This window comes from Exiguobacterium sp. s83, assembly GCF_018617095.1.
Classification (GTDB): Bacteria; Bacillota; Bacilli; order Exiguobacteriales; family Exiguobacteriaceae; genus Exiguobacterium; species Exiguobacterium profundum.
Genome location: NZ_JACSJP010000002.1, coordinates 1 through 26,920 on the forward strand (window position 1 = coordinate 1; position 26,920 = coordinate 26,920).

Consider the following 26,920-nt stretch of genomic DNA (forward strand, 5'->3'; position numbering starts at 1 on the left):
CTCGTGGTTATCCCAGACCTATGGGCAGGTTCTTTACGTGTTACTCACCCGTCCGCCGCTCATTCCACCGTCGTCCCCCCGAAGGGTTCAGACGGCTTCCTGCGCTCGACTTGCATGTATTAGGCACGCCGCCAGCGTTCGTCCTGAGCCAGGATCAAACTCTCCAAAGAATTTGATACAGCTCTTAAATTGACGAAGCTTGCGCTTCATTCAAAAATGGTAAAACTTATTTTTGCCTCATCGTTCAGTTTTCAAAGTTCGTCTGCCGCTCTTAGCGACTCATTTATAATAGCACCTGTAATTATATCCGTCAACTATAAAAAGAAAGTTTTTTAAAAAAGAATAAATAAAGACGATTCCATTTCATGTTGTTGAATGGAATCGCTAGTTTCTTCTTATTGAAATGCAACAATGCTCACATCGGTTAATCGCGATAAATCATATTCTTTCTCCCCTGTCGCTTCAAGCACAATCGGTTGTTCGACACGATTCGTATAGGCATGTATCGTTCCTCGTACTCCACTGCTCAATAAAACAGGGCGACCGATTTCATAAAATCCAAGTAATGTCGCAAGAAGCGACAAAGCTTCTCCATCATAGGCTTTGTTCTGCCACATATAGAAATATGCTTCCTCTGGAGAGAGCGGCTTTCGGAACGTTCGGGGTGCTGTTAACTGACAGAAGCGATCGGCGACAATAAATAGAGGAGAGGCTGGATTCAACTCGCGTTCCGTCAGACGTTTTGGAAACCCGGATCCATCCAATCGCTCATGATGCTCGGTGATCAATTGATACACTCTTCCTCGTAACGTTTGCGTACTCGGGAGCATCGATGCCGAAACGAGTGGGTGTTGATACAATAGCTCCCGTTCCATTTTTGTGAAATAACGCATATGAGACCATTTCCGAATTTTAGCGTAGCTCGCGTCTGCAAAATAAGAAGCAATCCCGTAATCAAATTGGAGTTGATGTTCGTCCCCTCGATATTTCGATAAGGCACGGGCGACGAGCGCCCGATAAACGGAATGGTAAATGACATGATTTTTCCGCAACGGCTGATGCGTAAAGAAATGAACGATCGCTGTAAGCGGAACTTCCTGACGAAATAGTTGATGAATGAATTCTAGACCTTCATATGGGTTAGGTGCGATCCGTTCTTCCCACTGATTATAATGTTTCTCATATTGAAGGACCTGATTACAGAGGCGCTGTTCTTCTTTAGACGTGAAGAGCTTCTGTTCAACAGGTGCGACATCGATTTCTTCGATTTTTAAGAAACGGAGCAAACGCAAATGTTCATTGGTTAAGTGGATTCCGGCTTCTAAAGAAGAAACGGGTGACAATAGCGTCATCCCAACATGTACAGTAGATAAGTTCAAACGCACGCGAATCCCTCCTAATATATGAAAAGGTCGAACGGAAACACCGTTCGACCTCTCGTCTTACTCATTCACATCAGACGATTCGTCGGTTTCAGGTGCTTCATCCTCAAACCCATTCTCCAAATCGACTGCTGATTCCTCTTCTAACTCATCTTTTTTCAACTTTGCAATGGTCGCCAAACGATCGCCCTCTTCGATGTTCATTACTTTCACACCGCGAGTACTTCGACCCATTTGAGAGATCGTTTGCGAATCGATCCGAATCGCAACACCGAGCTCGGTCATCAACATGATGTCATCGTCTTCATCGACGACACGCATCCCGACGACTGTTCCACGATCTGTCTTAATTCCAATGATACCGGAACCACCACGACCTTGTGTGCGGAACTGCTCCATGGCCGTACGTTTTCCGTATCCTTTTTCCGTGATAATCAAGACGTCTTGCGTGGTGCGAACGATTTCCATCGAGACGACCAAATCGTCCTCCTTCTTCAATCGAATCGCGCGAACGCCTCGTGCTGTACGTCCCATCGAACGAACTTCTCCTTCGAGAGGGAAGCGAATCGACATCCCTTGTCGTGTAACGATTAACATTTCATCGTCGCTCTTCGCTAAACGAACCGTGACGAGTTCATCTGTCTCATTCAAACTGATGGCACGTAGACCGTTTTTGTTGATTCGGGCGTATGCCGAAAGTGGCGAACGCTTAATCAATCCTTCTTTCGTGATGAAGACGAGAGACAACTGCTCGTCTGCCACTTCTTCCGATTCATCCTGTGTCTCTTCCGTTACCGTTTGGTTAGCCAAGTAACTATTGAAATCGACCGGAATCATCGTTTCGACTTTTTCACCTTTGTCGATTTGAAGCAAGTTGATGATTGGCATCCCTTTCGCGGTACGGCTCATCTCAGGAATTTCGTATCCTTTGAGACGGAAGACGCGTCCGAAGTTGGTGAAGAACAGGATGGTATCGTGTGTCGACGCGGAGAGCAGACGAAGCACAAAGTCTTCATCGTTCGTTCCCATACCTTGTTTCCCGCGACCACCACGGCGCTGAGTCCGATATGAATCCGACGGGATCGACTTGATATATCCTTCGCTCGTGAGCGTAATCATCATGTCGCGAACCGGAATCAAATCTTCGTCCTCGAGTTCAACGATATCCGTACGAATCACCGTACGACGAGCATCACCATATCGCTCTTTGATTTCGATCAATTCGTTACGAATGATATCGAGGAGCAATTCTTCGTCTCCGAGAATCGCACGAAGTTCTTCGATTAACGCTTTCACTTCACGATATTCGCCTTCAATCTTCTCGCGTTCCAAACCAGTCAAGCGTTGGAGACGCATATCTAAGATGGCTTGCGTCTGTTCAGTCGAAAGTCCAAAGCGAGCAATCAACTTTTCACGAGCCTCGTCACCTGTACGCGTGCTACGGATGATGGCGATGACTTCATCCAAGTGATCCAAGGCAACACGAAGACCTTCTAAAATGTGGGCACGTGCTTCCGCTTTGTCTAAATCGAATTGCGTCCGACGACGTACGACCTCTTTTTGGTGTTCGATGTAGTAATAGATCGCTTGTTTGATGTTCAACGTTTTTGGACGACCGCCTACAAGCGCGAGCATGTTGACGCCGAACGTCGTTTGCATCGGTGTTTGCTTATACAAGTTGTTCAAGATGACACTCGCATTCGCGTCGCGGCGAACTTCAATCACGATGCGCATCCCGTTACGGTCTGATTCATCGCGTAAGTCCGTGATTCCCTCGATTTTCTTGTCGCGAACCAAGTCGGCAATCTTCTCAACGAGACGCGCTTTGTTGACCTGGTAAGGAATCTCGTGCACGAGGATTCGTTCACGACCATTTTTCAAGACTTCGATTTCAGCTTTCGCACGCATCGTAATCGATCCGCGTCCAGTCTCGTATGCACGACGAATCCCACTACGTCCCAAAATCTCTCCCGCAGTCGGGAAGTCAGGACCCGGGATGTGTTGCATCAATTCTGCAATCGTGATGTCCGGGTTGTGAGAAAGCGCCAATACCCCGTCGATGACCTCGTTCAAGTTATGAGGCGGAACGTTCGTCGCCATACCAACGGCAATTCCGCTCGTCCCGTTCACAAGGAAGTTCGGGAAACGTGCCGGAAGTACGACTGGTTCTTTTTCTTCACCATCGAAGTTCGGTTGATAGTCAATCGTGTTTTTTCCGATGTCTCGTACGAGTTCCATCGCAATTTTAGACATACGTGCCTCGGTATAACGCATCGCAGCGGCCGAGTCGCCATCGACTGAACCGAAGTTCCCGTGACCGTCGACTAATTCGTAGCGATAGCTGAAGTCCTGAGCCATGCGGACCATCGTCTCATAAACAGCTGAGTCACCGTGTGGGTGGTACTTACCGATGACGTCCCCGACGACACGCGCCGACTTCTTATGTGGCTTGTCCGCGCGAATGCCTAGTTCGTTCATCGCATATAAAATACGACGGTGAACCGGCTTTAATCCATCTCGCACGTCCGGAAGGGCACGTGATACGATGACGCTCATCGCGTAGTCCATGAACGACGTTCGCATCTCCTGGCTAATATTTATATCCTTGATATTTTCTTGTTCTGCCATTCGTTATTGCCTACCCTTCTTATTAAATATCGAGGTTCTTCACGTAATGGGCGTGAGATTGAATAAAGTCACGGCGTGGTTCGACGTTGTCACCCATGAGCGTTTCGAAGATTTCATCCGCTTCGATCGCATCTTGAAGATCGACACGAAGCATCGAACGCGTTTCCGGGTTCATCGTCGTATTCCATAACTGTTCAGGATCCATCTCTCCGAGACCCTTGTAACGTTGAACGCTATAACGTGCATTTTCAGGAAGTTGTGCAATCGCCGCCTGCAACTCACGGTCGTTTTGAACGTAAATCGTTTCTTTCCCGTGCTTCACACCATAGAGTGGTGGTTGCGCGATATAGACATATCCACTTTCAACGAGCGGTCGCATGTAACGATAGAAGAACGTCAACAACAACGTCCGAATGTGCGCACCATCGACGTCGGCATCGGTCATGATGATGAGTTTGTGATAGCGTGCTTTCGATAAGTCAAACTCATCAGCAATCCCTGTTCCGAGAGCCGTGATGATGGTCCGGACTTCTTGGTTGGCCAAAATCTTATCAAGACGTGCTTTCTCAACGTTGATGATTTTCCCTCGAATCGGAAGGATGGCTTGGAAGTGACGATCACGTCCAGATTTCGCAGAACCTCCCGCCGAGTCACCCTCAACGATGTATAGTTCAGATTTCGATGCATCTTTTGACGAACAGTCTGCCAATTTCCCTGGCAATGAACTGACTTCGAGAATCCCTTTACGACGTGTCATCTCGCGTGCACGTTTCGCAGCAAGGCGCGCACGTGCCGCCATCAAGCCTTTGTCGACGATGAGGCGACCGACCGACGGGTTCTCGAGTAGGAACTGTTCGAACGTGTCGCTGAACAACGTATCGGTTGCCGTACGCGCATCGGCATTCCCGAGTTTCGTCTTCGTCTGTCCTTCAAACTGGGGAGCCGGGTGCTTGACGGAAACAATCGCCGTCAACCCTTCACGGACATCATCCCCTGAGAGGCTACCATCGGCTTCCTTCATCAATCCGAATCGCTTCGCATAATCATTAATGGCACGGGTGAGCGCCGTCTTAAATCCTGTCTCGTGCGTCCCACCTTCATGCGTCGGAATGTTATTCGTAAATGAGTAAATGTTACTTGCGAAACCTTCGTTGTATTGAAGCGCAATCTCGACTTCGATTCCATCTTTCGTCCCGTGTACGTACACAGGCTCTTCATGAATCGACGCTTTTGACCGGTTCAAGTGCTCGACATAAGACTTGATTCCGCCCTCATAGTGATAGTTCCGTTCAATCGTCTCGTCACTACGATCATCTTTAGCCACGATTCGTAACCCCTTGTTCAAGAAGGCGAGCTCACGTAAGCGTGTCGCTAACAGATCAAAGTCATATTCGAGTGTTTCTTGGAAGATGTCCCCGTCTGGGAAGAAGCGGACCGTCGTCCCTGTCGTGTCGGTCGTCCCGACGATTTCGAGTTCACCTTGTGGGACACCACGTTTGAACGATTGGTAATATACGTTTCCATCGCGACGAACGAACACTTCAAGTTTCGTCGATAAGGCGTTAACAACTGACGCCCCGACACCGTGAAGACCACCTGATACTTTGTATCCGCCACCGCCGAACTTACCACCTGCGTGCAACACCGTGAAAATAACTTCAACGGCAGGTCGACCTGTTTTCTTTTGAACGTCGACCGGAATCCCACGTCCGTTGTCTTCAACAACGATCGAGTTCCCTGGCTCGACCGTCACTGTGATCGTGTCACAATAACCAGCGAGCGCCTCATCGATTGAGTTATCGACAATCTCCCATACTAAATGGTGGAGACCGCGAGAGCTTGTGGAACCGATATACATCCCTGGACGTTTACGGACAGCCTCTAGGCCCTCAAGGACTTGAATCTGGTCGGCGCCGTACGCTTGCAATTCTTTTTCATTTTCATTACTCATCGGTTATTTTCACCTACTATACATGATTTGGTGTTCCCTCTTGCCACGATTACACAGACTCCGTTTCAACCTCACCTTGTTTCACGTGAAACACTTTAGCTTGTTGAATGGTCTCATGTGCAATCCCGTCAATGTTTGTTGTAGTCAAAATCGTTTGTACTTTCCGTCCCATCGTATCGAGGAGATGGGTTTGGCGATGATCGTCAAGCTCAGATAACACATCGTCTAATAACAACAGAGGATATTCGCCTACTTCTTCATGAATCAATTCAATCTCAGCTAGCTTCAATGACAAGGCCGCCGTTCGTTGCTGACCTTGTGAACCGAACGTTTGAACGTTTCGATTGTTGACATACAATTCAAAATCGTCACGATGCGGACCGAACAAGGTCACACCTCTTCGTCGTTCGTTCTCTCTTATTTTATCAAACTTTTGACGATACGTTTCAAACATCTGTTCTTTTGAGAAGCGTTCTTTTTGGAACGTGTCAGAAACGTATTGAATCGTCAGTGTTTCGAGATCTCTCGTGATTCCGGAATGGATGGGATTGGCCCATTTTTCGAGCTGGTCGATGAAGTGATAGCGTCGCATCACGATTTTTACGGCAAGTTCAATCAATTGGTCCGTCAATACTTCGAGTAACGTCTCGTCGCCACCTTTTGTGGATAACTGCTTCAACAAGGCATTCCGTTGTTTCAACGTCTTCAAGTATTGATTGAGCTCGTGTAAGTACACGGGACTGACCTGACCGATTTCCATATCTAAAAATCGCCGTCTCCCTTGCGGACTGCCTTTGACGATGGCTAAGTCTTCTGGGGCGAACAAGACGACGTTAAATGCGCCGACATAGTCACTGAGACGACGTTGTTCCAAATGATTGAGCTTTGCTTTCTTGCCTTTAGGAGAAAAAGAGAGACTCTGCACCGATTCGCCCGTCCGTTTATGAATCCGTCCTTCGATACTCGCAGCATCGGCTTCCCAACCGATTAACTCACGGTCTTGTGTCGTCCGATGCGATTTTGCGAGCGCAAGTACGTAAATCGATTCGAGAAGATTCGTTTTTCCTTGGGCGTTCTCACCAATCAGAACATTCGTCTGTTCTGAAAAATCTAGCTCGAGGGTTTCGTAGTTGCGATAGTTTTGCAATCGGATCGACTTTAAATGCACGTCAGTTTCCCTCGATTTGATATTCCCCGAAGCCTTCGACTTCGATTGTATCTCCATCTCTTAATTTACGACCGCGGCGCTGGTCCTGCTCACCGTTCACTTTAATCATGACATCCTCTAAAAAGAACTTTGCTTGTCCCCCACTTGAGATGATATCTGCTAATTTTAAAAATTGTCCGAGCGTTACATACTCGGTTGTAATCGACACTTTTTCCATGTCGTCACTTCCTTTCTCACATGCTGATCTGAAAAAATCGCCATACATATTAGTTTATCGAAAATCGTCGAATAAGGCAAAAAGAGGGATGACAAGGCAAGACACCTCATCATCCCTATCCGCAGCTTACGATGTGCGGACTGGCAAAATCAGTTGAAGAACACTATCTTGTTCAACCGGTCGTAAAATGAACGGTCGCATCGAACCCGTGAACTGGATTTCGATTTCAGATGCATCGAGTGCGCGGAGCGCGTCCATCACGAATTTCGAGTTGAAGGAAATTTTTAGTTCTTCTCCTTCAAGCGACAGGATGCTGACACGTTCCGACACTTTTCCGACTTCCGGCGAGTGTGAAGAGACTTCAACTGCCGTTGTATCTTCCGCCACAAATTTAATGACGTTGTTGCGATCGGCACGTGCTAAGAGCGATGCACGGTCAATGGCCTGTAAGAACTCTTTCGCATTCATCCGAACCGCTGTGCGATATTCTTCCGGAATGAGACGTGACGTGTCTGGATAGGCACCGTCTAACAAACGAGAGAAGAATGAGATGTTTTTCATACGGAATAAAATTTGTTGGTCCGTTAAGACGATTTCAATCGGCAACTCTTCACGGTCGAGTAATTTTGCCAATTCGTTGAGTGAGCGACCAGGAACGACGACATTTTGGAACGTCAAATCGTTATCTGTCTCAAATCGCGCACGACGAAGCGCCAGACGGTGGCTATCCGTTGCGACACATGTAAGGAAGCCCTTCTCTGCTGAGAAGTTAACCCCTGTCAATACGGGACGTGTCTCCTGTGAAGAAACAGCGAAGCTCGTCTGACGGATGATCGTCTTCAATAGATCAGCCGGCAAATAGAAGCGACGATCACTCGCAAGTTCAGGTAGGCGTGGATATTCATCCGGGTCAAGACCGTTTAAATGAAACTCTGCTTGACCAGACTCAATGCGCGTCATGAAGTTCGGTGAAACTTCGAGGGTGACCTCGTTCGTCGGTAACTTCTTCACAATTTCTCCTAAGAAGCGTGCGTTCAACACGACGCTTCCAGCACGTTGAATTTGAATGAGTTCAATTCCACCCTCTTCGATTGGAATCAAGCGTTCAATCGAAATCTCGGTATCACTTCCTGTCAGTGTTAAGCCATCCGCATGTGCCTCAAGTTTCAAGCCTGTCAAAATTGGAATGGTCGTTCGTGAAGCCACAGCTTTTGATACGTCTTGTACGGCTTGCATGAATACATCTCGTTGAATCGTTAAATGCATGTGGATAATTCCTCCTAAGGTGAAATGAGTCCATTTCCTAATAATATAATAGTATTAATTAAGTCATAATAGTAATAAGGGCTGTGGATACTGGGGATAAGTCCCCTAATCCATACGTGTTAAGCCATTTCGCCTGTGAATAACTTGTGGATAACTAAGGTGGTTTATCCACAGGATATCCACAGAGAATTCTTCATTAGTTAGAAAGTGCCTTCTTCAACGTTTGAATCGTCTCTTGCATTTCCACATCGTTCTTTAGAAGGGTGCTAATTTTCTCATGCGCGTGAATCACGGTCGTATGATCACGCCCTCCGAACTCTTCCCCGATTTTTGGCAAGGAACTCTCCGTCATCTCCCGCGAGAGATACATTGCGATTTGACGTGGGAATGCCAACGTCTTCGTTCGCTTTTTCGAGTTCAATTCTTCTACTTGAATGTTGAAGTGTTGACCGACAACTTCTTGAATGTCGCGAATGACAATTTTCTTCGCTTCCTGGACAGGCATGATATTATGAAGCGCTTCGGCTGCCACGTCCGGGTCGATTGGTCGCCCGACAAGTTTTGCATAAGCGACGACTCGTGTCAGCGCCCCTTCTAGTTCCCGAATGTTCGTATCGATTTGATTCGCGATATACAGCATGACTTCATTCGAGATATCAAGCCCTTCCGCCGTCGCTTTTTTGCGAAGAATCGCAATTCGCGTCTCAAGGTCCGGTGGCGTGATGTCTGTGATTAAGCCCCACTCGAAGCGTGAACGAAGTCGATCTTCTAGCGTCGGGATTTCTTTTGGTGGTCGATCACTCGAAATCACGATTTGTTTCTGATCGTTGTGCAACGCATTGAACGTGTGGAAAAACTCTTCCTGGGTTTGTTCTTTCCCTGCTAAAAACTGAATATCATCAATCAATAGCACATCAATGTTTCGATAACGGTTCCGGAACTCACCGGTCTTATTATCTCGAATCGAATTGATGAATTCATTCGTGAACTTCTCAGAAGAGACATAGGCAATACGGGCCCCTGGTTTTTGACCTTTTACATAGTGACCGATCGCATGCATCAAATGCGTCTTACCGAGTCCAACGCCTCCATAAATGAAGAGCGGGTTATACGCACGTGCCGGCGCTTCGGCGACAGCAAGTGATGCGGCGTGGGCAAAACGATTCCCCGATCCGATGACAAACGTCTCGAAAATGTATTTGTCATTCAGTTGACCAAGATCCCCTTCCTCTTTTGAAGGTAATAGCACGGGTTGTTCTTTTGTTTCTGTCACGGCGATGGATTCATGTGACGATCCATCTGCTGGAGCATACTTGTGTGCTTGAGATTCCTCGATGAAATGAATTTCAAGCTTGTTGTTTGTGATCTCTTCAACCGTATCTTGTAGCAGCGATAGATACTGTCGCTCTAACCACGTGACGATAAAACTGGCGGGTGCCGACACAACGAGCGTCGTTCCCATCAACGATATCCCCTCGGTTGATTTTAACCACATGTCAAAACTGGCTTTTGGAGTTCGTTCTTCTTCCTCGATTACCGATAAGACATTTCTCCAAATCTCGCGAGCATTCTTCAATGAAAGACCTCCTTTACTCACATGTTGGGTAAAACTTATTCACACGATATACACATACACTATTCTATAGTAGAAACTAGGGTTATCCCCAGAGAACAAAAACTGTGGATAAAGTTATCCACATGGTGTTCATTATGGGGATAACACTTATCCACAGCCTGTGTATATCTTGGAATCACGAATTGTTCATCCACAAGTTTGTGCACATTCAGTTTAGCAAAATAAAATAGACGTGGCAATGCTTTTCGGTATTTATCCACAGATAAAGAAAAGTATCCACACCCACTTATCCACATGCTGTGTGTTTTGTGGATAACCTGTGGATATATTGTGGATAAAGCAATAATGATGGAGTGTTGGGTGAAAAAGTTATACACAAAAGAGGAAGAAGTGAAATGAAAGATTGTTTTTGTAAAAGAAGAAAATGAAAAAATCAATAATGAGAATGTGAAAAAAGAGGAGTTATTCACATATAAATGTGGATAACTTCGTGATTTTGTGGATAAAATGGCTCAACGTGGCTATTTATAAAGACCGTTTATAAAATACGTAAAGGTTGTGTATACATTCTTCGACCTACTCGTCCTGTGGGTACGATCGAATCCATGTGGATGAATGCTTTCTGAGCGCCTCGTAATACGAATTCGAAAACCATCCGAAAATACATTGACAATTGTTGAATCGATTTATATAATCTTAAAGACTGCCTTAAATGAAACTATAACTTGCTAATAGAGCGTTAATCTTGAGGAGGTGCTGTAACCATGAAACCAACTTTCAACCCTAACAACCGTAAGCGTAAGAAAGTTCACGGATTCCGTGCACGCATGGCGACTAAAAACGGTCGCAACATTCTTGCTGCTCGTCGTCGTAAAGGCCGTAAAGCCTTGACTGTATAATTTCGAACGAAGATTGCCCGGGGATCCTTTCCTCGGGCAATTTTTTAGTTTGTCACAGAAACGTAGTATTTCATGGATTCTCCCTCGTTCAAATGATGTGGATATGATATGATGTTAGTTGACGATTTTTGAAGCGAAGGATGGAGTGAGAATTTTGAAAAAAGAATACCGCCTGCAAAAGAATGAAGAGTTCCAAGCGGTGTTTCGCGAAGGACGCTCCGTGGCCAATCGTCAGTTTGTCGTCTACACGCTCAAAGCGGATCAAACGCATTTCAGAGTGGGTCTTTCCGTCAGCAAGAAGCTTGGAAATGCTGTGGAACGGAACCGGATGAAACGATTGATGCGTGAGTCGCTTCGCTTGCTCGAACCAAACGTTGCACCGAATGATTATGTCATCATCGCTCGAAAACCTGCGACCGCATTGACGCAGTCGGAAGTGACCGAGAGTTTGAAACACGTATTCAAACGGGCTAAGGTTTGGCAAAAGCAGGGCCGGTGACCATGACAATCTGAATTTGTTCTCTCATATAATTAGAGTCTGATAAGATTGCCCGATCGACGTGTGCGTTAAAAAGAATTGATAAAGAAAGCGTAGGAGGAACTATGAGCAAAAAGCTAAAATTAGGATTACTCGCTGCCATGACCGCGGTCATCATGCTGATGGCAGGCTGTGTGGATCCGTCTACCATCCAAGCCGAACCAGTAACGGCTGACACAGAAGGTTTCTGGGCGAAGTACTTTGTATGGCCGCTCGCATGGCTTTTGAAGGAAGTTGCTTACTTGGTCGGTGGCCAGTGGCAATACGGGATTTCAATCATCATCGCGACGATTATCGTCCGGTTATTGATTCTCCCACTCATGATCAAGCAGACGAAGAGTATGGGTGCGATGCAAGTGTTGCAACCAGAAATGCTGAAGCTTCGTGAAAAGTACAGCTCAAAAGACCAGGAAACACAACGTAAACTCCAAGAAGAGATGATGAAGCTTTATCAGGAATACCAAATCAACCCGCTCGCGGGATGTTTGCCGATCTTGATTCAAATGCCGATTCTCTTCGCATTCTATGATGCGATTCGCCGTACACCTGAGATTTTCGAAGCGAACTTCTTATGGTTCGACCTCGGTGCTCCGGATCCAACGTTCGTCTTGCCGATCTTAGCGGCAATCTTGACGTTTGCACAACAAAAAATCTCAATGGCGGGTCAAGAACAGAACCCCCAGTTGAAGATGATGCTTTATATCTTCCCGGTTATGATCTTCGTCATGTCGATCAACCTTCCAGCTGCCCTTTCGTTATACTGGGTAGTCGGTTATATCATCTCGATCATCGTCACGATGGCCATCATGCTCCCGATGCGTGAGAAGATGAAGGTTGCGGCTGAAGCGAAGATTGCTGCGAAAGAAGCAGAGCGTGCAGCGCTTGCCGAAGAAGAGAAGAAAAACAAAAAGAAAAAACGTAAATAATCATGAAGCTGGGTGTCTCCTGACGCTCAGCTTTTTTTGTGGGATTGCAAGCCGGTCAGAGGGGAATAGAGATAGAAATGAGTAAACGGAGGTGTGGGAAAATGGAGGCATTCATTCAGCGTTTGGAACGTTCGACGTTATGGCAAGCGGTCATTTACTTTGTACTTGGTGTTCTCATTCTGTTATATCCTCGATTTTTCTTTGATGTCATGGTGTATGTCATTGCCGGTTATTTAGCAATCATGGGGATTTGGATGATCTTTCAAGGGTTGCGTCGACGTCAGGGAGGGTTGCCACCCACTTTCTTTATGGGTCTCATCTATTTGATTTTGGCAGCGGTCGTCTTCTTCTTTGCTGACACGTTGGCGAGTCTCTTGCCTATCTTAATCGGGGCCCTGTTCCTATTCGGTGGAATTATCCGCCTGATTCAGGCACTCGGTTACCGTCAATCGATGTCGGGACGATGGCTTTGGTTTTTGATTGGAAGTCTATTGTGGATAGGTGTCGGGATTCTCATGTTGACGAATCCGTTCAGTAGCCTACTTGTCTTGTTCCAACTGTTCGGTGGAATCCTCATCGCGATCGCGGTACTAGAATTGTTCCTCTACTTCGCGATTCGCTCGACAAAACGGCAATCGAGATACTAAAAACAAGCCGCCCTATATGCCAGGGCGGCTTGTTTCTCGTTGAATCAACTGTTCCATGAACGGTCCGAACACGTTGTAGCCAGGTAGTGATGTGAAAAAAGTTTGCTCTACCTGAAGTCGCTCCAGATAGATGTGGGCGGCTTTTTCGTGTGAGGCAGGGGTCAAATAGTCATAAAATGAGCGGAGGTCGATTTCTTGTCGCTGCGTCACATCTTTTAAACCAAGGGAAGCCCGGTCCGGTGTGTGGTGAGCGGCTAACACATATGCGAAATGGACCATTCCTTGCCGGAGCATCTCCGTTGCCCACATCGCGTTGCCTCGATTGCGTGATTTTGTATATTGGAAAAAGAACCACACGGTATCGAACGCATGGTCACTGATTGCCGCTTCGTCTAATTGCAAGGAAGTGGCGTGTCTAGCAAGTCGCTGTTGTGGGTCGTAGAGCACATGAATCGAGTCTTGATGATTCAACGTCTCTTGCGTGACCGTGAACAGGTCGAGATGAAGAAAATCATCAAAGACGGCGATGAGTTGTGGCGCGACGATGTGAATCTCGTCTTTTAACAGAATCGGACGATAGGCGGTTACATGCTCGAGGCGTCTAGATAGAAAGGAGGCCTCCTCATCGGGGTGCACCATGACATAGAGGTCGATATCCGAATGTTCATCGGCTTCTCCTCGACCGAATGAGCCCTTCATAAAAATTGCTTGAACCGCTTCGTCCTGCTTAAGTCGTTCGGTGATAACTTGAATCGCTGTCGGTTGGTTCACATTCATACCCTCTCTTCTATGTAAATATATTCCTTTATTGTACGAAAACGATGAGTTGAATGGCAATGACTTTATTGATGGGCGAACGCTTTCGTTCAAGTCGAATATCGTGTATAGTAGGTTCGTTATGCATATGATAGAAGAAGATGTTTAGGTTTGGAGGGAGAAAGATGCTAGAGTTTGACACGATTACAGCGATTTCGACACCGATGGGTGAAGGCGCTATCGGGATTGTCCGATTATCGGGCGATTTGGCGGTCGAAACGGTGAACAATGTGTTTTCTGGAAAAGACTTAACAACAGTCGATTCACATACGATTCATTATGGAACGTTAAAATATCCTGATACCGGCGAAATCGTCGATGAAGTCATGGTCAGTATTATGCGCGCACCGAAGACGTTTACACGAGAAGATGTCGTCGAAATCAATTGTCACGGAGGCGTCGTAGCGGTCAATCGTGTCCTTGAGCTCGTTCTCGATCAACCCGACATCCGCTTAGCAGAACCGGGCGAGTTTACGAAGCGCGCCTTTCTAAATGGTCGAATTGATTTATCTCAGGCGGAAGCTGTCATGGACTTGATTCGAGCGAAGACGGACCGGGCAATGAACGTTGCGATGGCGCAAATGGAAGGACGTTTGTCACGCCTCGTTCGCGAGTTACGTCAACAATTGCTCGAAACGATTGCGGCGGTCGAGGTCAACATCGACTATCCAGAGTATGACGCAGAAGAGATGACCCAGGCCATCGTCGAAGAGAAAGCGGGCGAGGTCAAGCGTGTCCTCGAGCAGTTACTCGAGACAGCGCGACAAGGGAAAATCTTACGTGAAGGCTTGGCTACAGCAATCATCGGTCGACCGAACGTCGGTAAATCTTCTCTGATGAATACGCTCGTTCAAGAGACGAAAGCGATCGTCACCGAAATTGCCGGAACGACACGTGACACGATTGAGGAATACGTCAATGTGAAAGGTGTTCCGCTCAAATTGATCGACACGGCAGGGATTCGCGAAACGGAAGATATCGTGGAACGAATCGGTGTGGAAAAGTCGAGAAAAGCGTTAGAGGCGGCAGATTTGGTCCTTCTCGTCTTGAACGGACACGAGGGATTGACTGTCGAGGATGAGGCGTTATTTGAGGCAGTTAAAGGAATGAATGCCATCATCATCATCAACAAGACGGACTTGCCACAAAACATGGATTCTTCTAAGCTAGAGAAACTAGCGGCAGGACGTCCTATTGTGGCGACATCGCTCTTACTAGATGAAGGAATCGATGCCCTTGAAGCGGCCATCGCAAATCTCTTCTTCGCAAAAGGGGTCGAGTCACAAGATATGACGTATATCTCAAACGCTCGACACATTCAATTAATCAAACGAACGATTGGTCAAATTGATGAGGCGCTCGGGAGTGCCGTCATGAATATGCCAATCGACATGGTTCAAATCGATTTACGTCGTGCGTGGGATACGCTCGGTGAAATCAATGGAGATACCGTACAGGAGAGCTTGATTGATCAGCTCTTTTCACAGTTTTGTCTTGGGAAATAATAAGGAGGAACGAATATGGCTTATACGGCAGGCGAATTTGACGTCATCGTCATCGGGGCCGGACACGCAGGGATTGAAGCAGCACTCGCATCGGCTCGAATGGGCGCGAAAACAGCGATGCTCACCATGAACCCTGATATGGTCGGATTCATGTATTGCAACCCATCAATCGGTGGGCCAGCGAAAGGGATCGTCGTACGTGAAATCGATGCGCTCGGCGGCGAGATGGGGCGTGCGATTGACGCGACATACATCCAAATGAAGATGCTCAACACATCGAAAGGGCCGGCGGTACGTGCGCTACGTGCACAGGCGGACAAATTCCAATACCAAAATCACATGAAGAAAGTGCTAGAAGACGAGCCGAATTTACTGCTTCGTCAGGCGCTAGTCGAACGTTTGTTAATTGAGGACGGAGAAGTACGTGGCGTGGTAACGAACACAGGTTCAGAATATCGCGCGAAAGCGGTCATCGTCACAACGGGAACGTTCATGCGCGGTCAAATCATCATCGGGGAATTGGCATATGAAAGTGGCCCGAACAACCAAATGCCTTCGGTCGAGCTATCGAAGCATCTAGAAGAGCTCGGTCTCGACTTAGTTCGATTCAAAACGGGAACACCGCCACGAATCGACGGCAAGACGATCGATTACTCGAAGACGGAGATTCAACCAGGAGACGAGAATCCATCATTCTTCTCGTACACCTCGACGGATTTGAATCCAATCGAACAAATCCCATGCTGGCTCACGTACACGAGTGAGCGCACGCACCAATTGATTGATGAGAACTTGCATCGCTCACCGATGTACTCGGGTGCGATTAAAGGAACGGGACCACGTTATTGCCCATCGATTGAAGATAAGGTCGTTCGCTTTAATGATAAACCGCGTCACCAAATCTTCTTAGAGCCAGAAGGTCGCGATACGGAAGAAATCTATGTCCAAGGCTTTTCGACGAGTATGCCAGAAGACGTGCAACATCAGATGCTTCGCACGATCCCGGGTCTTGAAAATTCAGAGATGATGCGTCCCGGTTATGCGATTGAATACGATGCGGTCGTACCGACACAGCTTTGGCCAACTCTCGAAACAAAAGCTGTCCCAGGTCTTTTCACAGCGGGACAAATCAACGGGACGAGCGGGTACGAAGAAGCGGCTGGACAGGGCATCATGGCGGGAATCAACGCCGCATGCAAAGTGCTCGGAAAAGATCCGGTCATCTTGGACCGTTCGCAAGCGTACATCGGCGTCTTAATCGATGACCTCGTGACGAAAGGGACGAACGAACCGTATCGCCTTCTCACATCACGTGCCGAATACCGTCTCTTGTTGCGTCATGACAATGCGGACTTGCGACTCAGCGACATCGGGTATGAGATCGGCTTACTTTCAGAAGATCGTCATGCTCACCTCAACAAGAAACGCGTAGCGATTGAAAAAGAAGTAAAACGACTTGCATCCCTCGTCGTCAAACCGACACCTGAAGTCAATGCGATGCTCGAATCGGTCGGTGCACACCCGCTCAAGGAAGCGACACATGCCAACATCTTGTTGAAGCGTCCGGAAGTATCCTATGAAGCACTCATGACAGTCGTTCCATCAACGGAAGAATTGTCATATGAAGTAAAAGAGCAAGTCGAGATTCAAGTGAAATATGAAGGCTATATTTCCAAACAGCTTGAACAAGTCGAGAAGATGCGTCGCATGGAAGAGAAACGAATCCCAGAAAACTTGGATTATGATGCGATCGGTGGTCTCGCGACAGAAGCGAAACAAAAACTAAAACAAGTTCGTCCTCTTTCGATCGGACAAGCGTCCCGTATCTCAGGCGTAAACCCGGCAGACGTGTCAATCTTGCTCGTCTATATCGAACAGGGACAATACGCAACGGTGGAGTGAAACGATGAACGAATCTCAATTTATTGAAGCGTTACGAGCTGAAGGGTTTGAACTGAGTGAGACACAACTCAGTCAGTTCAAACGTTACTTCGAAATGCTCGTCGAATGGAACGAAAAAATGAACTTAACGGCCATCACGGACCGGGAAGAAGTATATTTGAAGCACTTCTATGATTCGCTCAGCGCAGCGTTTCATTTCGATTTCACGAAAGTCGAAACCGTATGTGATGTCGGGGCAGGAGCGGGATTCCCGAGTCTTCCGCTTAAAATTTTATTCCCACACTTACACGTCACGATCATCGATTCGTTAAACAAACGCATCACCTTCTTGAACGAATTGGCCCTCGCCCTCGGGCTCGAAGGTGTCGCGTTCCATCATGGTCGCGCTGAAGAGTTCGGAAAAAATAAAAAGTTCCGCGAACAGTTTGACGTCGTCACAGCGCGTGCGGTTGCCCGCATGACCGTGTTGGCGGAATACTGTTTGCCACTCGCGAAAGTAGGCGGAAGCTTCGTCGCGCTTAAAGCGGCCAAGGTTTCTGACGAGATGGCAGACGCCAAAAACGCTTTAGCCGTTCTAGGTGGGAAAGAAAAAGCGACACACCAGTTCCTATTGCCAGGAGAGATGAGTGAGCGTAATATCGTAGTTGTAGATAAACTACGAAAAACGCCCGGGAAATATCCGCGTAAAGCGGGGACACCGGCGAAAGAGCCACTTATCTGATGATGTCGTTTCACGTGAAACAAAAGCAGATTCCAGTGGTGGAGTCTGCTTATTTTTTTACATAAAGGGGTGCCCGACGTTGAAGAATAGATTTGCGAAATTGTTCGGTGTGAATCGAAAAGACGAAGTTGCCGTGACGCAGATTGCGGAAGTTCGAGCGGATGACACGGTACAAGAACTCTCGTTATCACGGTTGCGTCCAAACCGTTATCAACCGCGTAAAGTGTTCGAGCCGGCAAAAATTGAAGAGTTGGCAACGACGATTTCGGAACATGGACTCCTTCAACCAATCGTGGTTCGAAAGGCAGATGGGGACTGTTATGAAATCATTGCCGGGGAGCGTCGTTTCCGTGCGGTGAAATCGCTTGGTTGGTCAGCGATTCCGGCAATTGTTCGCGATATGGACGATGATACGACGGCTGCACTCGCCTTGATTGAAAACTTGCAGCGTGAGCAGTTAAGCCCGATTGAAGAGGCGGAAGCATATGATCGTTTACTCGCCTTGAACGGTTTGACGCAAGATGCGCTCGCTAAGAGTCTAGGCAAGAGTCAATCCACGATCGCCAATAAGTTGCGCTTGTTAAAATTGCCGGAGGATGTGAAGCAGTCGCTTCGCGATCGTCGGATCAATGAGCGACATGCGCGTGCGTTGTTGCCGTTGAAGGAAGAAGGATTGCAACTTCAAGTGCTCGCAGAAGTGTTAGAACAGGATTTTAACGTCAAGGAGACAGAAGAACGCGTCGCCTTTTTAACAACACCGATCGAAGAAGAGAAGCGAAAGCCGAAAAAACAACGTCGTCGGACGAAAAGTTTTGCGCGTGACACGCGAATCGCCATCAACACGATTCGTGACTCAATCGATTTGATTGGGAAAACAGGGATTGACGTCCAAACTGAAGAAGTAGACGAAGAGGAATTTGTTGAAATTCGAATTCGCATCCCGAAAGCGCGGCCTCAAAAATGAGTCCGTGCTTTTTTATACAATGAAGGAGGTTTGTAGATGGAACGATTAGCATTAAAATTCATTCGCCCAAACCCGAATCAGCCCCGGAAACAATTTGAGGTGGAAAAATTAGAAGAGTTGCGTCAATCCATTGAGCGATATGGCGTCCTACAACCAATCGTCGTTCGAAAAGCGACAGGATACTATGAAATCATTGCCGGGGAACGACGGTTTCAGGCGGCGAAGCTCGCTGGGAAAGAAGACATTCCTGCCCTCGTCGTCACGGCGGACTCCGATCGCGTCATGGAGTTGGCGCTGATTGAAAACATTCAGCGGGCAGACTTGAATGCCATCGAAGAGGCTGTCGCCTATGAACAGTTGATGCAGACGCTAGGTCTGACGCAACAACAGTTGGCCGATCGCGTCGGGAAGAGCCGCAGTCATGTGACGAACAGTCTTCGCCTCCTTCGATTGCCGAGTGCCGTCCAGCATGCGGTCATGGTCGGAGATTTGACGATGGGACATGCACGTGCCATCACGGGTATGAAATCGGAACAAGCGATGGAACAGATTGCGAAACGGGTCATTGCCGAGCATTGGACGGTCCGTCGCCTCGAGCGTTACTTACAAAAAGAGCGCACAGAAAAAAAGACGCTGAAGCGATCGAACGCCGATATCGAAGCGGTCGAAGCGGTGCTTGCGGAGCGTCTTCAGATGGATGTGTCGATTCGTCCGCGCCGAAAAGGCGGCGTCCTCGAGTTGAAGTATTTTTCACAAGACGACTTGGAACAATTGTTGACGTTATTATCGCCTCAAGACTTTGATTCATCTCGTGACTGACGAAGACGCGTGATGGCCGCCTCTTCGTGATGCAGGCGCCCGATCCGTGTATCAAAATCGGCGAATCCGTCTGTGATGAAACGTGCGAGTTCATATACAAGATGGAGACGGGTATTCTGTAGAATCATCATCTCCATGAATCCACTTACGTTCACGACGGCTTTAATATTGTAAGCGCCGACTGCCGGAAGTTCTTTTTGGACACCGGCCCCTGGAGCGAGCGGACCTTCCGAAAAGAAGACATAACCGACACTTGATAAACGTCCGAGACAGGCGTCGATAGCGATAATGAGCGGTTGATGGAAGCGCGTTTGAATCTCATGTAACGTTTCCACCAAATTGAGTGCGTGTACAGGCTTCGTTAATGTGCCGTATACATGTAAATTTCGGATATGACGTTCTTCTAAAAACGTTCCGACGAGCGGACCGAGTGAATCACCGGTCGAACGGTCCGAACCGATGCAAACAAGGACGATGGGGCGATGGATTTCATTGACCAACTGTTCATGAAGCTGGTCCGCAAGCAATCTGGATCCACTCCGCTCAGTGTGTTCAATGAAAAAAGAGTATGGTTTATGAGGTTTTAAGCGAAACGGCATGAATCTCATCCTCTCTTCTAAGCTGCCTATTCCTAGTTGCAGTTGGGGGATTGATCTCGTATTAATCCATTCCCAAAAGTGGAAAACTTCTAACTTCCGAATGCAGTGTTTGAGAAAAGTCGTGAAATATGTTTTGATAATTTAGAATCTACGACTTTGAGGTGAAAAGATGGCTTCGCAAAATACAGATAAAGATTTAAATACGGTTGCCGATGAGACAATCGACAGCGTGAACCGATTCGTCGAGTACTTTAAAGATACAGACATGTGGATTGGTTTAGGGATCAAGCTCGCCGGTGTGGCGCTCATCATCCTTGGTTTATATATCGCAACACGCATTTTGACAACGATGGTCGAGCGTGTGTTTACGCTCCGCAAAATAAAAGAACATGATATCGTCGCCCAGCGACAGAATGAAACGTTATTAAAATTAGCCCAAAACACAATCCGCTATGTGATCGGGTTGATTATGGTCTTGACGGTGCTCGGACAATTCGGTGTGAATATCGCCGGTTTGATTGCATCAGCCGGGGTCGCGGGTCTTGCAATCTCATTCGGGGCACAAAGTTTGGTGAAAGACGTCATCACAGGGGCGTTCATCATCTTTGAAAACCAATACAAGAATGGGGATTACGTCAATTTGAACCAACAAGTCGACGGGACGGTCATCGAGGTCGGAATCCGGACGACGAAGTTAAAAGGATTAAACGGACAAGTGACGATTATTCCGAACGGACAAATCTTACAAGTGACGAACTACTCGCTTGAAAACAGCGTCGCTGTTGTCGATATTGGGGTTGCGTACGAAGAAGATATGTCAAAAGTAGAGCAAGCGCTCAAGGAAATTGCGAAAACGGTCGAAGCACGCTATCACGACTTGTTCATCAAGCCAATCGACTTGGCTGGAGTGCAGTCGCTCGGACCATCGGAAGTGGTGTACCGATTAATGGCGGAAGTCCCGCCGACCCAGCACTTCGCAGCTGGTCGAATTTTGCATAAAGAGTTAAAGGCTGGACTTGACGAGCGCGGGATTGAAATTCCATACCCACGTACGGTCATGATGCCACCGAACTCGGCTCCTAAAGGAGGAGAAGCAGAAAATGCAAAGTAAAACCTATGCATTGAACGATATTGTGGAAATGAAAAAACCACATGCCTGTAAGACGAACCGCTGGCAAATCACGCGTGTCGGGATGGACATTCGGATCAAGTGCCAAGGCTGCGGAGCCAGTGTGCTCATGCAACGCCGTGATTTTGATAAGCGATTCAAGAAAGTGCTTGAACAAGGGAACGCCGCCGAATAAGCGGCGTTTTTCTTTAGGTTATGAACGTGAGTTGCGGTTTAATCGTGGACTATCTATAATTGTGAAGGATGTGACGGTGTGGTGTACTGAATGTACCCACTCCACAGACGGCTTAACATTTCCCGGGAAACACCGGATGAGGAGGAACTACTAGTGGGATTAACAGCAGGAATTGTCGGATTGCCAAACGTCGGGAAATCGACATTGTTTAATGCGATTACACAAGCAGGAGTCGAGGCGGCCAACTATCCGTTCGCGACGATCGACCCGAACGTCGGCGTCGTAGAAGTACCGGATGCGCGCCTTGATCGATTGACAGAACTCGTCAAACCGAAAAAAACGGTACCAACAGCATTTGAGTTTACAGATATCGCTGGAATCGTGAAAGGTGCGTCAAAAGGTGAAGGTCTCGGAAACAAATTCTTGGCGAACATTCGCGAAGTCGATGCGATTTGCCAAGTCGTCCGTTGTTTTGAAGACGAGAACATCACGCACGTCGCAGGTCGTGTCTCACCAATCGATGACATTACGACTATCAATCTTGAATTGATCTTAGCTGATCTTGAGCAAGTCGATAAACGAATCGCACGTGTTCAAAAAATGGTGAAGGCAAAAGATAAAGGTGCGGTACAAGAACTCGAAGCACTCGAAATCGTGCGAGATGTTCTTGAATCAGAGCGCCCGGCACGTGTCGCTGAATTATCAGAAGATCAACTCGCGATTGTCAAACACTTCCAATTGCTTACGATGAAGCCGATGCTTTACGTGGCGAACGTGAGTGAGGATGAAGTGGCAGATGCCGATTCGAACGAGTTTGTACAAGCAGTCCGTGATCACGCGGCAACAGAAGGGTCGAAAGTCATCGTCATCTGTGCACGAATCGAAGAAGAAATTTCAGAACTCGAACCGGAAGAACGCCTCGAGTTCTTACAAGATCTCGGAATCGAAGAGTCAGGACTTGATCAATTGATCCGTGCGGCTTACTCGACACTTGGTCTTGCGACATACTTTACGGCAGGTGAGAAGGAAGTTCGTGCATGGACGTTCAAACAAGGGATGAAAGCCCCACAATGTGCCGGTGTCATCCACTCTGACTTCGAACGTGGATTCATCCGTGCCGAAGTCGTGTCGTATGACGACCTTTCAGCAGCAGGAAACATGACGACGGTGAAAGAACAAGGAAAACTTCGTTCAGAAGGAAAAGAATACGTCTTCCAAGATGGCGACGTTGTCACGTTCCGCTTCAACGTATAAGTTGATTTACGGAAACGTATTGTAAAAGTCAAGGAAGTTTGATAGTATATTATGACGTGAGTAAAACAATTGTTTGCTCCTTGCTCCTACAACCGGTAGGGGCCGTTAGTCCAAGAGGAGGTGAAAGATAATGCGTAAATACGAACTTCTTTACATTATCCGTCCATCAGTTGATGAGGAAGCGAAGAAAGCTTTAATCGAGCGCTTCAACAACGTCATCACTGAAAACGGTGGTACTGTTGAAAAAACAACAGACATGGGTAAACGTCGTTTCGCTTATGAAATCAACAAGATGCGCGAAGGACACTACGTTCTTCTTAACATCGTTGCTGAACCTAAAGCGATCTTAGAAACAGAGCGTCTCATGAAGATCTCTGACGACGTTGTCCGTCAAATGACAACAAAAGACGAGCGTTAATCCTTAACGTTTCGTATCGTGAAAGGGGAGCTTGGAGATGATTAACCGAGTTGTGTTAGTTGGTCGATTGACTCGCGATCCCGAAATGCGTTATACGCAGAGCGGAATCGCCGTAACACGCCTTACTCTCGCTTGCGATCGTCCATTCGCTGGACAAGATGGGAAGCGCGAGACGGACTTTATTGATTGTGTCGTTTGGCGCAAACAAGCAGAGAACGTAGCACAATACTTGAAAAAGGGCAGCATGGCCGGCGTTGACGGTCGCCTTCAAATCAGTAGTTACGAAGGACAAGATGGCCAACGTCGTTACCGGGCAGAAGTAGTCGCAGACAGCGTACGCTTCCTTGAACCACGCGGAGCCTCAGGGCAACGTGAGCAAGCACCATCTGGAGATGTCTTCGGTGGTGGTGAATCAAGTGGATCAGGATGGGGCGCAGGAGCCGCTTCGACTTCATCTCAGTCCTCGAATTCGAATAAAGGTTTTGACGCAGATCCGTTCTCGGGTGGCGGCAAAATCGACTTGTCAGATGATGATTTGCCATTCTAATCATCATGGACAATAAAAACTAACCTATAAAGGAGGTCTTCACATGGCACGTCGTCCAGGAGGTCGTCGTCGTCGTAAAGTATGTTTCTTTACGTCGAACAACATCACTCATATCGATTATAAAGACGTAGAATTGCTCAAACGCTTCGTTTCGGAGCGTGGTAAAATTCTTCCACGTCGTGTGACTGGTACTTCAGCGAAATACCAACGTCCACTTACTGTCGCTATCAAGCGCTCACGTCAAATGGCTTTGCTTCCATACGTTGCAGAGTAATTGTTTGACGAACGGCTTATCCTCTTGGATAAGTCGTTTTTTTGTATTTCATCTCGACTGTAAGTGTGTAAGTGAAACCGACGAATATGGTATGATAGAGCAGAAACCTTTACGATTCCATGGGTGAACATTACTCATTTTAGGAGGCATACATGCACAGTGGTGAAGCATTAACATCCGTGAAGAACCAATACGCGCGGCACATGATTCCATACGTGATTGGATTCCTTGTCTCGTTAGGATTGGCGTTCTACAACATTGTGGCGGCAATCACCCTGTTTATGGGCACGCTGATTTTTTTCATCTATCAGCAAGTGACGATGCGACGGGAGCGTAAAAATTGGGAACAGTATGTCCTCTCTCTCTCTCATCAAATCGAAGAGGTCGGAAAAGAAGCATTGACGACGATGCCGATTGGGATTTTAGTCTTTGACCAGGACCGACGGATCAGTTGGTATAACGAACAATCACGATTGATTTTCGAACTCGATATGGCGATTGGAATACCGCTTGATGCGCTCCATTCCGCCTTCGATGAATTGATTGAAGAAGAAGAGGATGAAGCCACGATTGAAGTGGGTGACCGTGTCTATCGTGTCTATTACAATCAAATCCATCAAACCCTCTATTTATTTGATATGACCGAAGAAGCGGAGATGGAACAAAAGTATGTTCAAACGCAGACGGTTATCGGTATTTTGTATTTGGATAACTATGACGAGATGTCGACTGCGGTGGATGAACAGGTCCGTAGTGAAGTCAATCGTCGGGTGACGGTGCTCCTCAATCAATGGGCGCAGCGGCATCATATCTACATGCGTCGTACAGCTGCGGACCGCTTTTTCCTCGTCATGAATGAACGGACGCTATCTGAACTTGAAAACAACCGCTTTTCAATCTTGGATGAAGTGCGTGATGCGACGAAGGAACAAAGAATCCCGTTGACGTTATCAATCGGGATTGGGTGCGGTGAAACGACATTGACGGAGCTCGGTAATCTCTCTCAGTCGAGTCTAGATTTAGGACTTGGCCGTGGTGGTGACCAGGCAGTCGTTAAGCGTCATAATGGGAAAGTTCGTTTCTTCGGCGGGAAGACAAATCCGACCGAGAAGCGAACGCGTGTCCGGGCACGTGTCATCTCGAACTCGATGCGTGACCTCATTCGGGAATCGAGCCGTGTCCTTGTGATGGGACATAAGAATCCAGATATGGACTCGCTCGGGGCTTCCATCGGTGTCATGAAATTGGCTGAGTTTGTCGGGCGCGAGGCGTATGTCGTCATTCCATCCGGTGAGACGAGTGTCGGGATTCAGCGGCTCGTCCATGAAGTAGAGAACGATGACTCGTTATACAGCCAATTCCTGACCGAGTATGAGGCACAGCCACTCATCGATGAACAGACATTACTCGTCGTCGTCGATACACACCGTCCGTCCCTCGTCATTTCAAAAGATATTTTGGATCGGTCGGAGCAGGTCGTCGTCATCGACCACCATCGTCGCGGGGAAGAGTTTATCGAAGATCCGGTTCTCGTGTATATGGAGCCTTACGCATCATCAACGAGTGAGCTCGTCACAGAATTGATTGAGTATCAGGCGGGAAGCCGAAAGCTCTCGATTTTAGAAGCGACGTCACTTCTCGCGGGGATCATGGTCGATACGAAAGGATTTACGCTCCGTACGGGATCCCGTACGTTTGATGCGGCATCCTTCTTACGGATTCAAGGTGCTGACACGGTTCTCGTACAGCACTTCATGAGACAAGACCTCGATGCTTATATCGAGCAGTCTCAGATTTTGAGAAACACCGAAATTTATGCAGGTGGGATGGCGATCGCGGTCGCTTCTGACGACGAGGCACACCATCAAGTGTTGATCGCTCAGTCTGCAGACCAGTTGCTGAATATGGAAGGCGTCAAAGCTTCGTTCGTCATCGCCGTCTTACCGGACGGACGTACGGGAATCAGCGCGCGGTCGCTCGGCGACGTCAACGTCCAGGTCATCATGGAAATGCTTGATGGCGGTGGCCATTTGACGAATGCGGCGACGCAACTTGAGGTGAGTCGCGAACAAGCGAACGTCATGTTGAAAGAGGCAATCGATCATTACGTAACAGATGAAACTGAAGGAGAGGAATTAGAATGAAAGTCATTTTGAAAGTAGATGTAAAAGGACAAGGGAAAGCTGGAGAAGTGAAAAACGTGGCAGACGCTTACGCTAAAAACGTCTTGTTCAAGAAGAACTTGGCAGTGGAAGCGACACCAGGAAACCTGAAAGCATTTGCGGCTAAAGAACGTCGTGCCGAAGAAGCAGCAGAAGAAGAGTTGAACGAAGCGAAACAACTAAAAGAAAAGCTTGAAAAAGAGACGATTTCCGTCACGACGAAAGCCGGTGAAGGCGGTCGCGTGTTCGGTTCGGTCACGAGCAAGCAAATCGCGGATGCCCTTAAATCGATGGGCTACAAAATCGATAAGCGTAAAATTGAACTCGAGCATCCGATCAAGGCGCTCGGTTTCACGAAAGTGCCAGTGAAGTTGCACCATGACGTCGTCGCGACGTTGAATGTACATGTACAAGAAGCTTGAAGGTGAGGTAGAGAC

At 47.5% G+C, this 26,920-nt stretch carries 26 protein-coding genes and 1 rRNA gene; 17 read left to right on the plus strand and 10 right to left on the minus strand.

The features are described 5' to 3' along the window. The 8 genes from KNO73_RS09405 to dnaA all read right to left on the minus strand — a co-directional run. A 16S ribosomal RNA gene (locus KNO73_RS09405) occupies positions 1–170 on the minus strand; the annotation flags it as partial. Between the two features lie 225 nt (positions 171–395). Further along, positions 396–1,385, minus strand: coding sequence for an HD-GYP domain-containing protein (locus KNO73_RS09410; protein ID WP_214732017.1), 990 nt, complete (start codon positions 1,383–1,385; stop codon positions 396–398). Positions 1,386–1,442: 57 nt separating this feature from the next. Then, positions 1,443–4,010: a DNA gyrase subunit A gene (gene gyrA / locus KNO73_RS09415; RefSeq protein ID WP_214684900.1), complete on the minus strand. Its 2,568-nt coding sequence runs from the start codon at positions 4,008–4,010 to the stop codon at positions 1,443–1,445. 22 nt (positions 4,011–4,032) lie between these two features. Continuing rightward, positions 4,033–5,961: a DNA topoisomerase (ATP-hydrolyzing) subunit B gene (gene gyrB, locus KNO73_RS09420; RefSeq protein WP_078145952.1), complete on the minus strand. Its 1,929-nt coding sequence runs from the start codon at positions 5,959–5,961 to the stop codon at positions 4,033–4,035. A gap of 49 nt (positions 5,962–6,010) precedes the next feature. Further along, positions 6,011–7,129, minus strand: coding sequence for a DNA replication/repair protein RecF (gene recF / locus KNO73_RS09425; protein ID WP_015880212.1), 1,119 nt, complete (start codon positions 7,127–7,129; stop codon positions 6,011–6,013). A gap of 1 nt (position 7,130) precedes the next feature. After that, positions 7,131–7,346, minus strand: coding sequence for a S4 domain-containing protein YaaA (yaaA, locus tag KNO73_RS09430; protein WP_015880213.1), 216 nt, complete (start codon positions 7,344–7,346; stop codon positions 7,131–7,133). Positions 7,347–7,472: 126 nt separating this feature from the next. After that, positions 7,473–8,612, minus strand: a complete 1,140-nt coding sequence (gene dnaN, locus KNO73_RS09435) for a DNA polymerase III subunit beta (protein WP_026824743.1) — start codon at positions 8,610–8,612, stop codon at positions 7,473–7,475. A gap of 196 nt (positions 8,613–8,808) precedes the next feature. Beyond that, entirely contained in the window at positions 8,809–10,188 is a 1,380-nt protein-coding gene (dnaA, locus tag KNO73_RS09440) for a chromosomal replication initiator protein DnaA (RefSeq protein WP_031424077.1), read from the minus strand. A 764-nt stretch (positions 10,189–10,952) separates the two neighbouring features. Between dnaA and rpmH the strand changes: the two genes are divergently transcribed. The 4 genes from rpmH (at position 10,953) to KNO73_RS09460 (ending at position 13,198) form a co-directional block, all read left to right on the plus strand. Then, positions 10,953–11,087, plus strand: coding sequence for a 50S ribosomal protein L34 (rpmH, locus tag KNO73_RS09445; protein ID WP_015880216.1), 135 nt, complete (start codon positions 10,953–10,955; stop codon positions 11,085–11,087). Between the two features lie 154 nt (positions 11,088–11,241). After that, on the plus strand, positions 11,242–11,586 hold the full coding sequence (gene rnpA, locus KNO73_RS09450) for a ribonuclease P protein component (RefSeq protein WP_015880217.1): 345 nt from the start codon (positions 11,242–11,244) through the stop codon (positions 11,584–11,586). Between the two features lie 104 nt (positions 11,587–11,690). Beyond that, on the plus strand, positions 11,691–12,551 hold the full coding sequence (gene yidC / locus KNO73_RS09455) for a membrane protein insertase YidC (protein ID WP_078145955.1): 861 nt from the start codon (positions 11,691–11,693) through the stop codon (positions 12,549–12,551). A gap of 101 nt (positions 12,552–12,652) precedes the next feature. Beyond that, positions 12,653–13,198 carry an HdeD family acid-resistance protein gene (locus KNO73_RS09460; protein ID WP_215112403.1) on the plus strand — a complete coding sequence of 182 codons (546 nt, stop codon included), beginning with the start codon at positions 12,653–12,655 and terminating at the stop codon, positions 13,196–13,198. Positions 13,199–13,210: 12 nt separating this feature from the next. On the opposite strand, the gene KNO73_RS09465 is transcribed toward KNO73_RS09460, so the two are convergent. Beyond that, entirely contained in the window at positions 13,211–13,969 is a 759-nt protein-coding gene (locus tag KNO73_RS09465; protein ID WP_214757721.1) for a nucleotidyltransferase domain-containing protein, read from the minus strand. A 170-nt stretch (positions 13,970–14,139) separates the two neighbouring features. On the opposite strand from KNO73_RS09465, the gene mnmE reads away from it, so the two are divergent. From mnmE to KNO73_RS09490, 5 genes are all read left to right on the plus strand, one after another. Further along, positions 14,140–15,519, plus strand: a complete 1,380-nt coding sequence (mnmE, locus tag KNO73_RS09470) for a tRNA uridine-5-carboxymethylaminomethyl(34) synthesis GTPase MnmE (protein ID WP_215112404.1) — start codon at positions 14,140–14,142, stop codon at positions 15,517–15,519. Positions 15,520–15,534: 15 nt separating this feature from the next. Beyond that, positions 15,535–17,421 carry a tRNA uridine-5-carboxymethylaminomethyl(34) synthesis enzyme MnmG gene (gene mnmG, locus KNO73_RS09475; protein ID WP_215112405.1) on the plus strand — a complete coding sequence of 629 codons (1,887 nt, stop codon included), beginning with the start codon at positions 15,535–15,537 and terminating at the stop codon, positions 17,419–17,421. Between the two features lie 4 nt (positions 17,422–17,425). Further along, the gene (gene rsmG / locus KNO73_RS09480; RefSeq protein ID WP_015880223.1) at positions 17,426–18,142 is read left to right on the plus strand and encodes a 16S rRNA (guanine(527)-N(7))-methyltransferase RsmG; all 717 of its coding nucleotides are present in this window, start codon (positions 17,426–17,428) and stop codon (positions 18,140–18,142) included. Between the two features lie 79 nt (positions 18,143–18,221). Continuing rightward, entirely contained in the window at positions 18,222–19,106 is an 885-nt protein-coding gene (noc, locus tag KNO73_RS09485) for a nucleoid occlusion protein (protein ID WP_015880224.1), read from the plus strand. A 36-nt stretch (positions 19,107–19,142) separates the two neighbouring features. Further along, complete coding sequence (locus KNO73_RS09490; RefSeq protein ID WP_031424085.1) at positions 19,143–19,925, plus strand: ParB/RepB/Spo0J family partition protein; 783 nt, start codon at positions 19,143–19,145, stop codon at positions 19,923–19,925. Here KNO73_RS09490 and yyaC read toward each other — a convergent pair. Further along, on the minus strand, positions 19,898–20,524 hold the full coding sequence (gene yyaC, locus KNO73_RS09495) for a spore protease YyaC (protein ID WP_078145959.1): 627 nt from the start codon (positions 20,522–20,524) through the stop codon (positions 19,898–19,900). The genes KNO73_RS09490 and yyaC overlap by 28 nt on opposite strands. 169 nt (positions 20,525–20,693) lie before the next feature. Between yyaC and KNO73_RS09500 the strand changes: the two genes are divergently transcribed. The 8 genes from KNO73_RS09500 to rplI all read left to right on the plus strand — a co-directional run bounded on the left by KNO73_RS09500 (position 20,694) and on the right by rplI (position 26,905). Beyond that, on the plus strand, positions 20,694–21,635 hold the full coding sequence (locus tag KNO73_RS09500) for a mechanosensitive ion channel family protein (protein WP_215112406.1): 942 nt from the start codon (positions 20,694–20,696) through the stop codon (positions 21,633–21,635). After that, positions 21,625–21,828, plus strand: coding sequence for a DUF951 domain-containing protein (locus KNO73_RS09505; RefSeq protein ID WP_047795718.1), 204 nt, complete (start codon positions 21,625–21,627; stop codon positions 21,826–21,828). Before KNO73_RS09500 ends, KNO73_RS09505 begins: the two co-directional genes overlap by 11 nt. A gap of 153 nt (positions 21,829–21,981) precedes the next feature. Next, positions 21,982–23,082: a redox-regulated ATPase YchF gene (gene ychF / locus KNO73_RS09510; protein WP_031424089.1), complete on the plus strand. Its 1,101-nt coding sequence runs from the start codon at positions 21,982–21,984 to the stop codon at positions 23,080–23,082. A gap of 130 nt (positions 23,083–23,212) precedes the next feature. Next, the gene (rpsF, locus tag KNO73_RS09515; RefSeq protein WP_015880230.1) at positions 23,213–23,500 is read left to right on the plus strand and encodes a 30S ribosomal protein S6; all 288 of its coding nucleotides are present in this window, start codon (positions 23,213–23,215) and stop codon (positions 23,498–23,500) included. A 37-nt stretch (positions 23,501–23,537) separates the two neighbouring features. Next, the gene (gene ssb / locus KNO73_RS09520; protein ID WP_015880231.1) at positions 23,538–24,047 is read left to right on the plus strand and encodes a single-stranded DNA-binding protein; all 510 of its coding nucleotides are present in this window, start codon (positions 23,538–23,540) and stop codon (positions 24,045–24,047) included. 43 nt (positions 24,048–24,090) lie between these two features. After that, positions 24,091–24,321 (plus strand): 30S ribosomal protein S18, encoded by a 231-nt coding sequence (rpsR, locus tag KNO73_RS09525; protein WP_015880232.1) that lies wholly within the window; start codon positions 24,091–24,093, stop codon positions 24,319–24,321. Positions 24,322–24,473: 152 nt separating this feature from the next. After that, positions 24,474–26,465 carry a DHH family phosphoesterase gene (locus KNO73_RS09530; RefSeq protein WP_214784588.1) on the plus strand — a complete coding sequence of 664 codons (1,992 nt, stop codon included), beginning with the start codon at positions 24,474–24,476 and terminating at the stop codon, positions 26,463–26,465. Next, positions 26,462–26,905 (plus strand): 50S ribosomal protein L9, encoded by a 444-nt coding sequence (gene rplI / locus KNO73_RS09535; protein ID WP_214784585.1) that lies wholly within the window; start codon positions 26,462–26,464, stop codon positions 26,903–26,905. Before KNO73_RS09530 ends, rplI begins: the two co-directional genes overlap by 4 nt. Positions 26,906–26,920: the final 15 nt, after the last annotated feature.

Bases quoted from the DNA above. Each gene is read 5' to 3' on its own strand.
- rsmG (WP_015880223.1), top strand. From the start codon at position 17,426: ATGAACGAATCTCAATTTATTGAAGCGTTACGAGCTGAAGGGTTTGAA.
- yyaC (WP_078145959.1), bottom strand. From the start codon at position 20,524: ATGCCGTTTCGCTTAAAACCTCATAAACCATACTCTTTTTTCATTGAA.
- mnmE (WP_215112404.1), top strand. From the start codon at position 14,140: ATGCTAGAGTTTGACACGATTACAGCGATTTCGACACCGATGGGTGAA.
- gyrB (WP_078145952.1), bottom strand. From the start codon at position 5,961: ATGAGTAATGAAAATGAAAAAGAATTGCAAGCGTACGGCGCCGACCAG.
- ssb (WP_015880231.1), top strand. From the start codon at position 23,538: ATGATTAACCGAGTTGTGTTAGTTGGTCGATTGACTCGCGATCCCGAA.
- rplI (WP_214784585.1), top strand. From the start codon at position 26,462: ATGAAAGTCATTTTGAAAGTAGATGTAAAAGGACAAGGGAAAGCTGGA.
- KNO73_RS09505 (WP_047795718.1), top strand. From the start codon at position 21,625: ATGCAAAGTAAAACCTATGCATTGAACGATATTGTGGAAATGAAAAAA.
- KNO73_RS09530 (WP_214784588.1), top strand. From the start codon at position 24,474: ATGCACAGTGGTGAAGCATTAACATCCGTGAAGAACCAATACGCGCGG.
- rpsF (WP_015880230.1), top strand. From the start codon at position 23,213: ATGCGTAAATACGAACTTCTTTACATTATCCGTCCATCAGTTGATGAG.
- mnmG (WP_215112405.1), top strand. From the start codon at position 15,535: ATGGCTTATACGGCAGGCGAATTTGACGTCATCGTCATCGGGGCCGGA.
- yidC (WP_078145955.1), top strand. From the start codon at position 11,691: ATGAGCAAAAAGCTAAAATTAGGATTACTCGCTGCCATGACCGCGGTC.
- gyrA (WP_214684900.1), bottom strand. From the start codon at position 4,010: ATGGCAGAACAAGAAAATATCAAGGATATAAATATTAGCCAGGAGATG.
- dnaN (WP_026824743.1), bottom strand. From the start codon at position 8,612: ATGCATTTAACGATTCAACGAGATGTATTCATGCAAGCCGTACAAGAC.
- KNO73_RS09500 (WP_215112406.1), top strand. From the start codon at position 20,694: ATGGCTTCGCAAAATACAGATAAAGATTTAAATACGGTTGCCGATGAG.
- rpsR (WP_015880232.1), top strand. From the start codon at position 24,091: ATGGCACGTCGTCCAGGAGGTCGTCGTCGTCGTAAAGTATGTTTCTTT.
- KNO73_RS09460 (WP_215112403.1), top strand. From the start codon at position 12,653: ATGGAGGCATTCATTCAGCGTTTGGAACGTTCGACGTTATGGCAAGCG.
- KNO73_RS09490 (WP_031424085.1), top strand. From the start codon at position 19,143: ATGGAACGATTAGCATTAAAATTCATTCGCCCAAACCCGAATCAGCCC.
- yaaA (WP_015880213.1), bottom strand. From the start codon at position 7,346: ATGGAAAAAGTGTCGATTACAACCGAGTATGTAACGCTCGGACAATTT.
- rpmH (WP_015880216.1), top strand. From the start codon at position 10,953: ATGAAACCAACTTTCAACCCTAACAACCGTAAGCGTAAGAAAGTTCAC.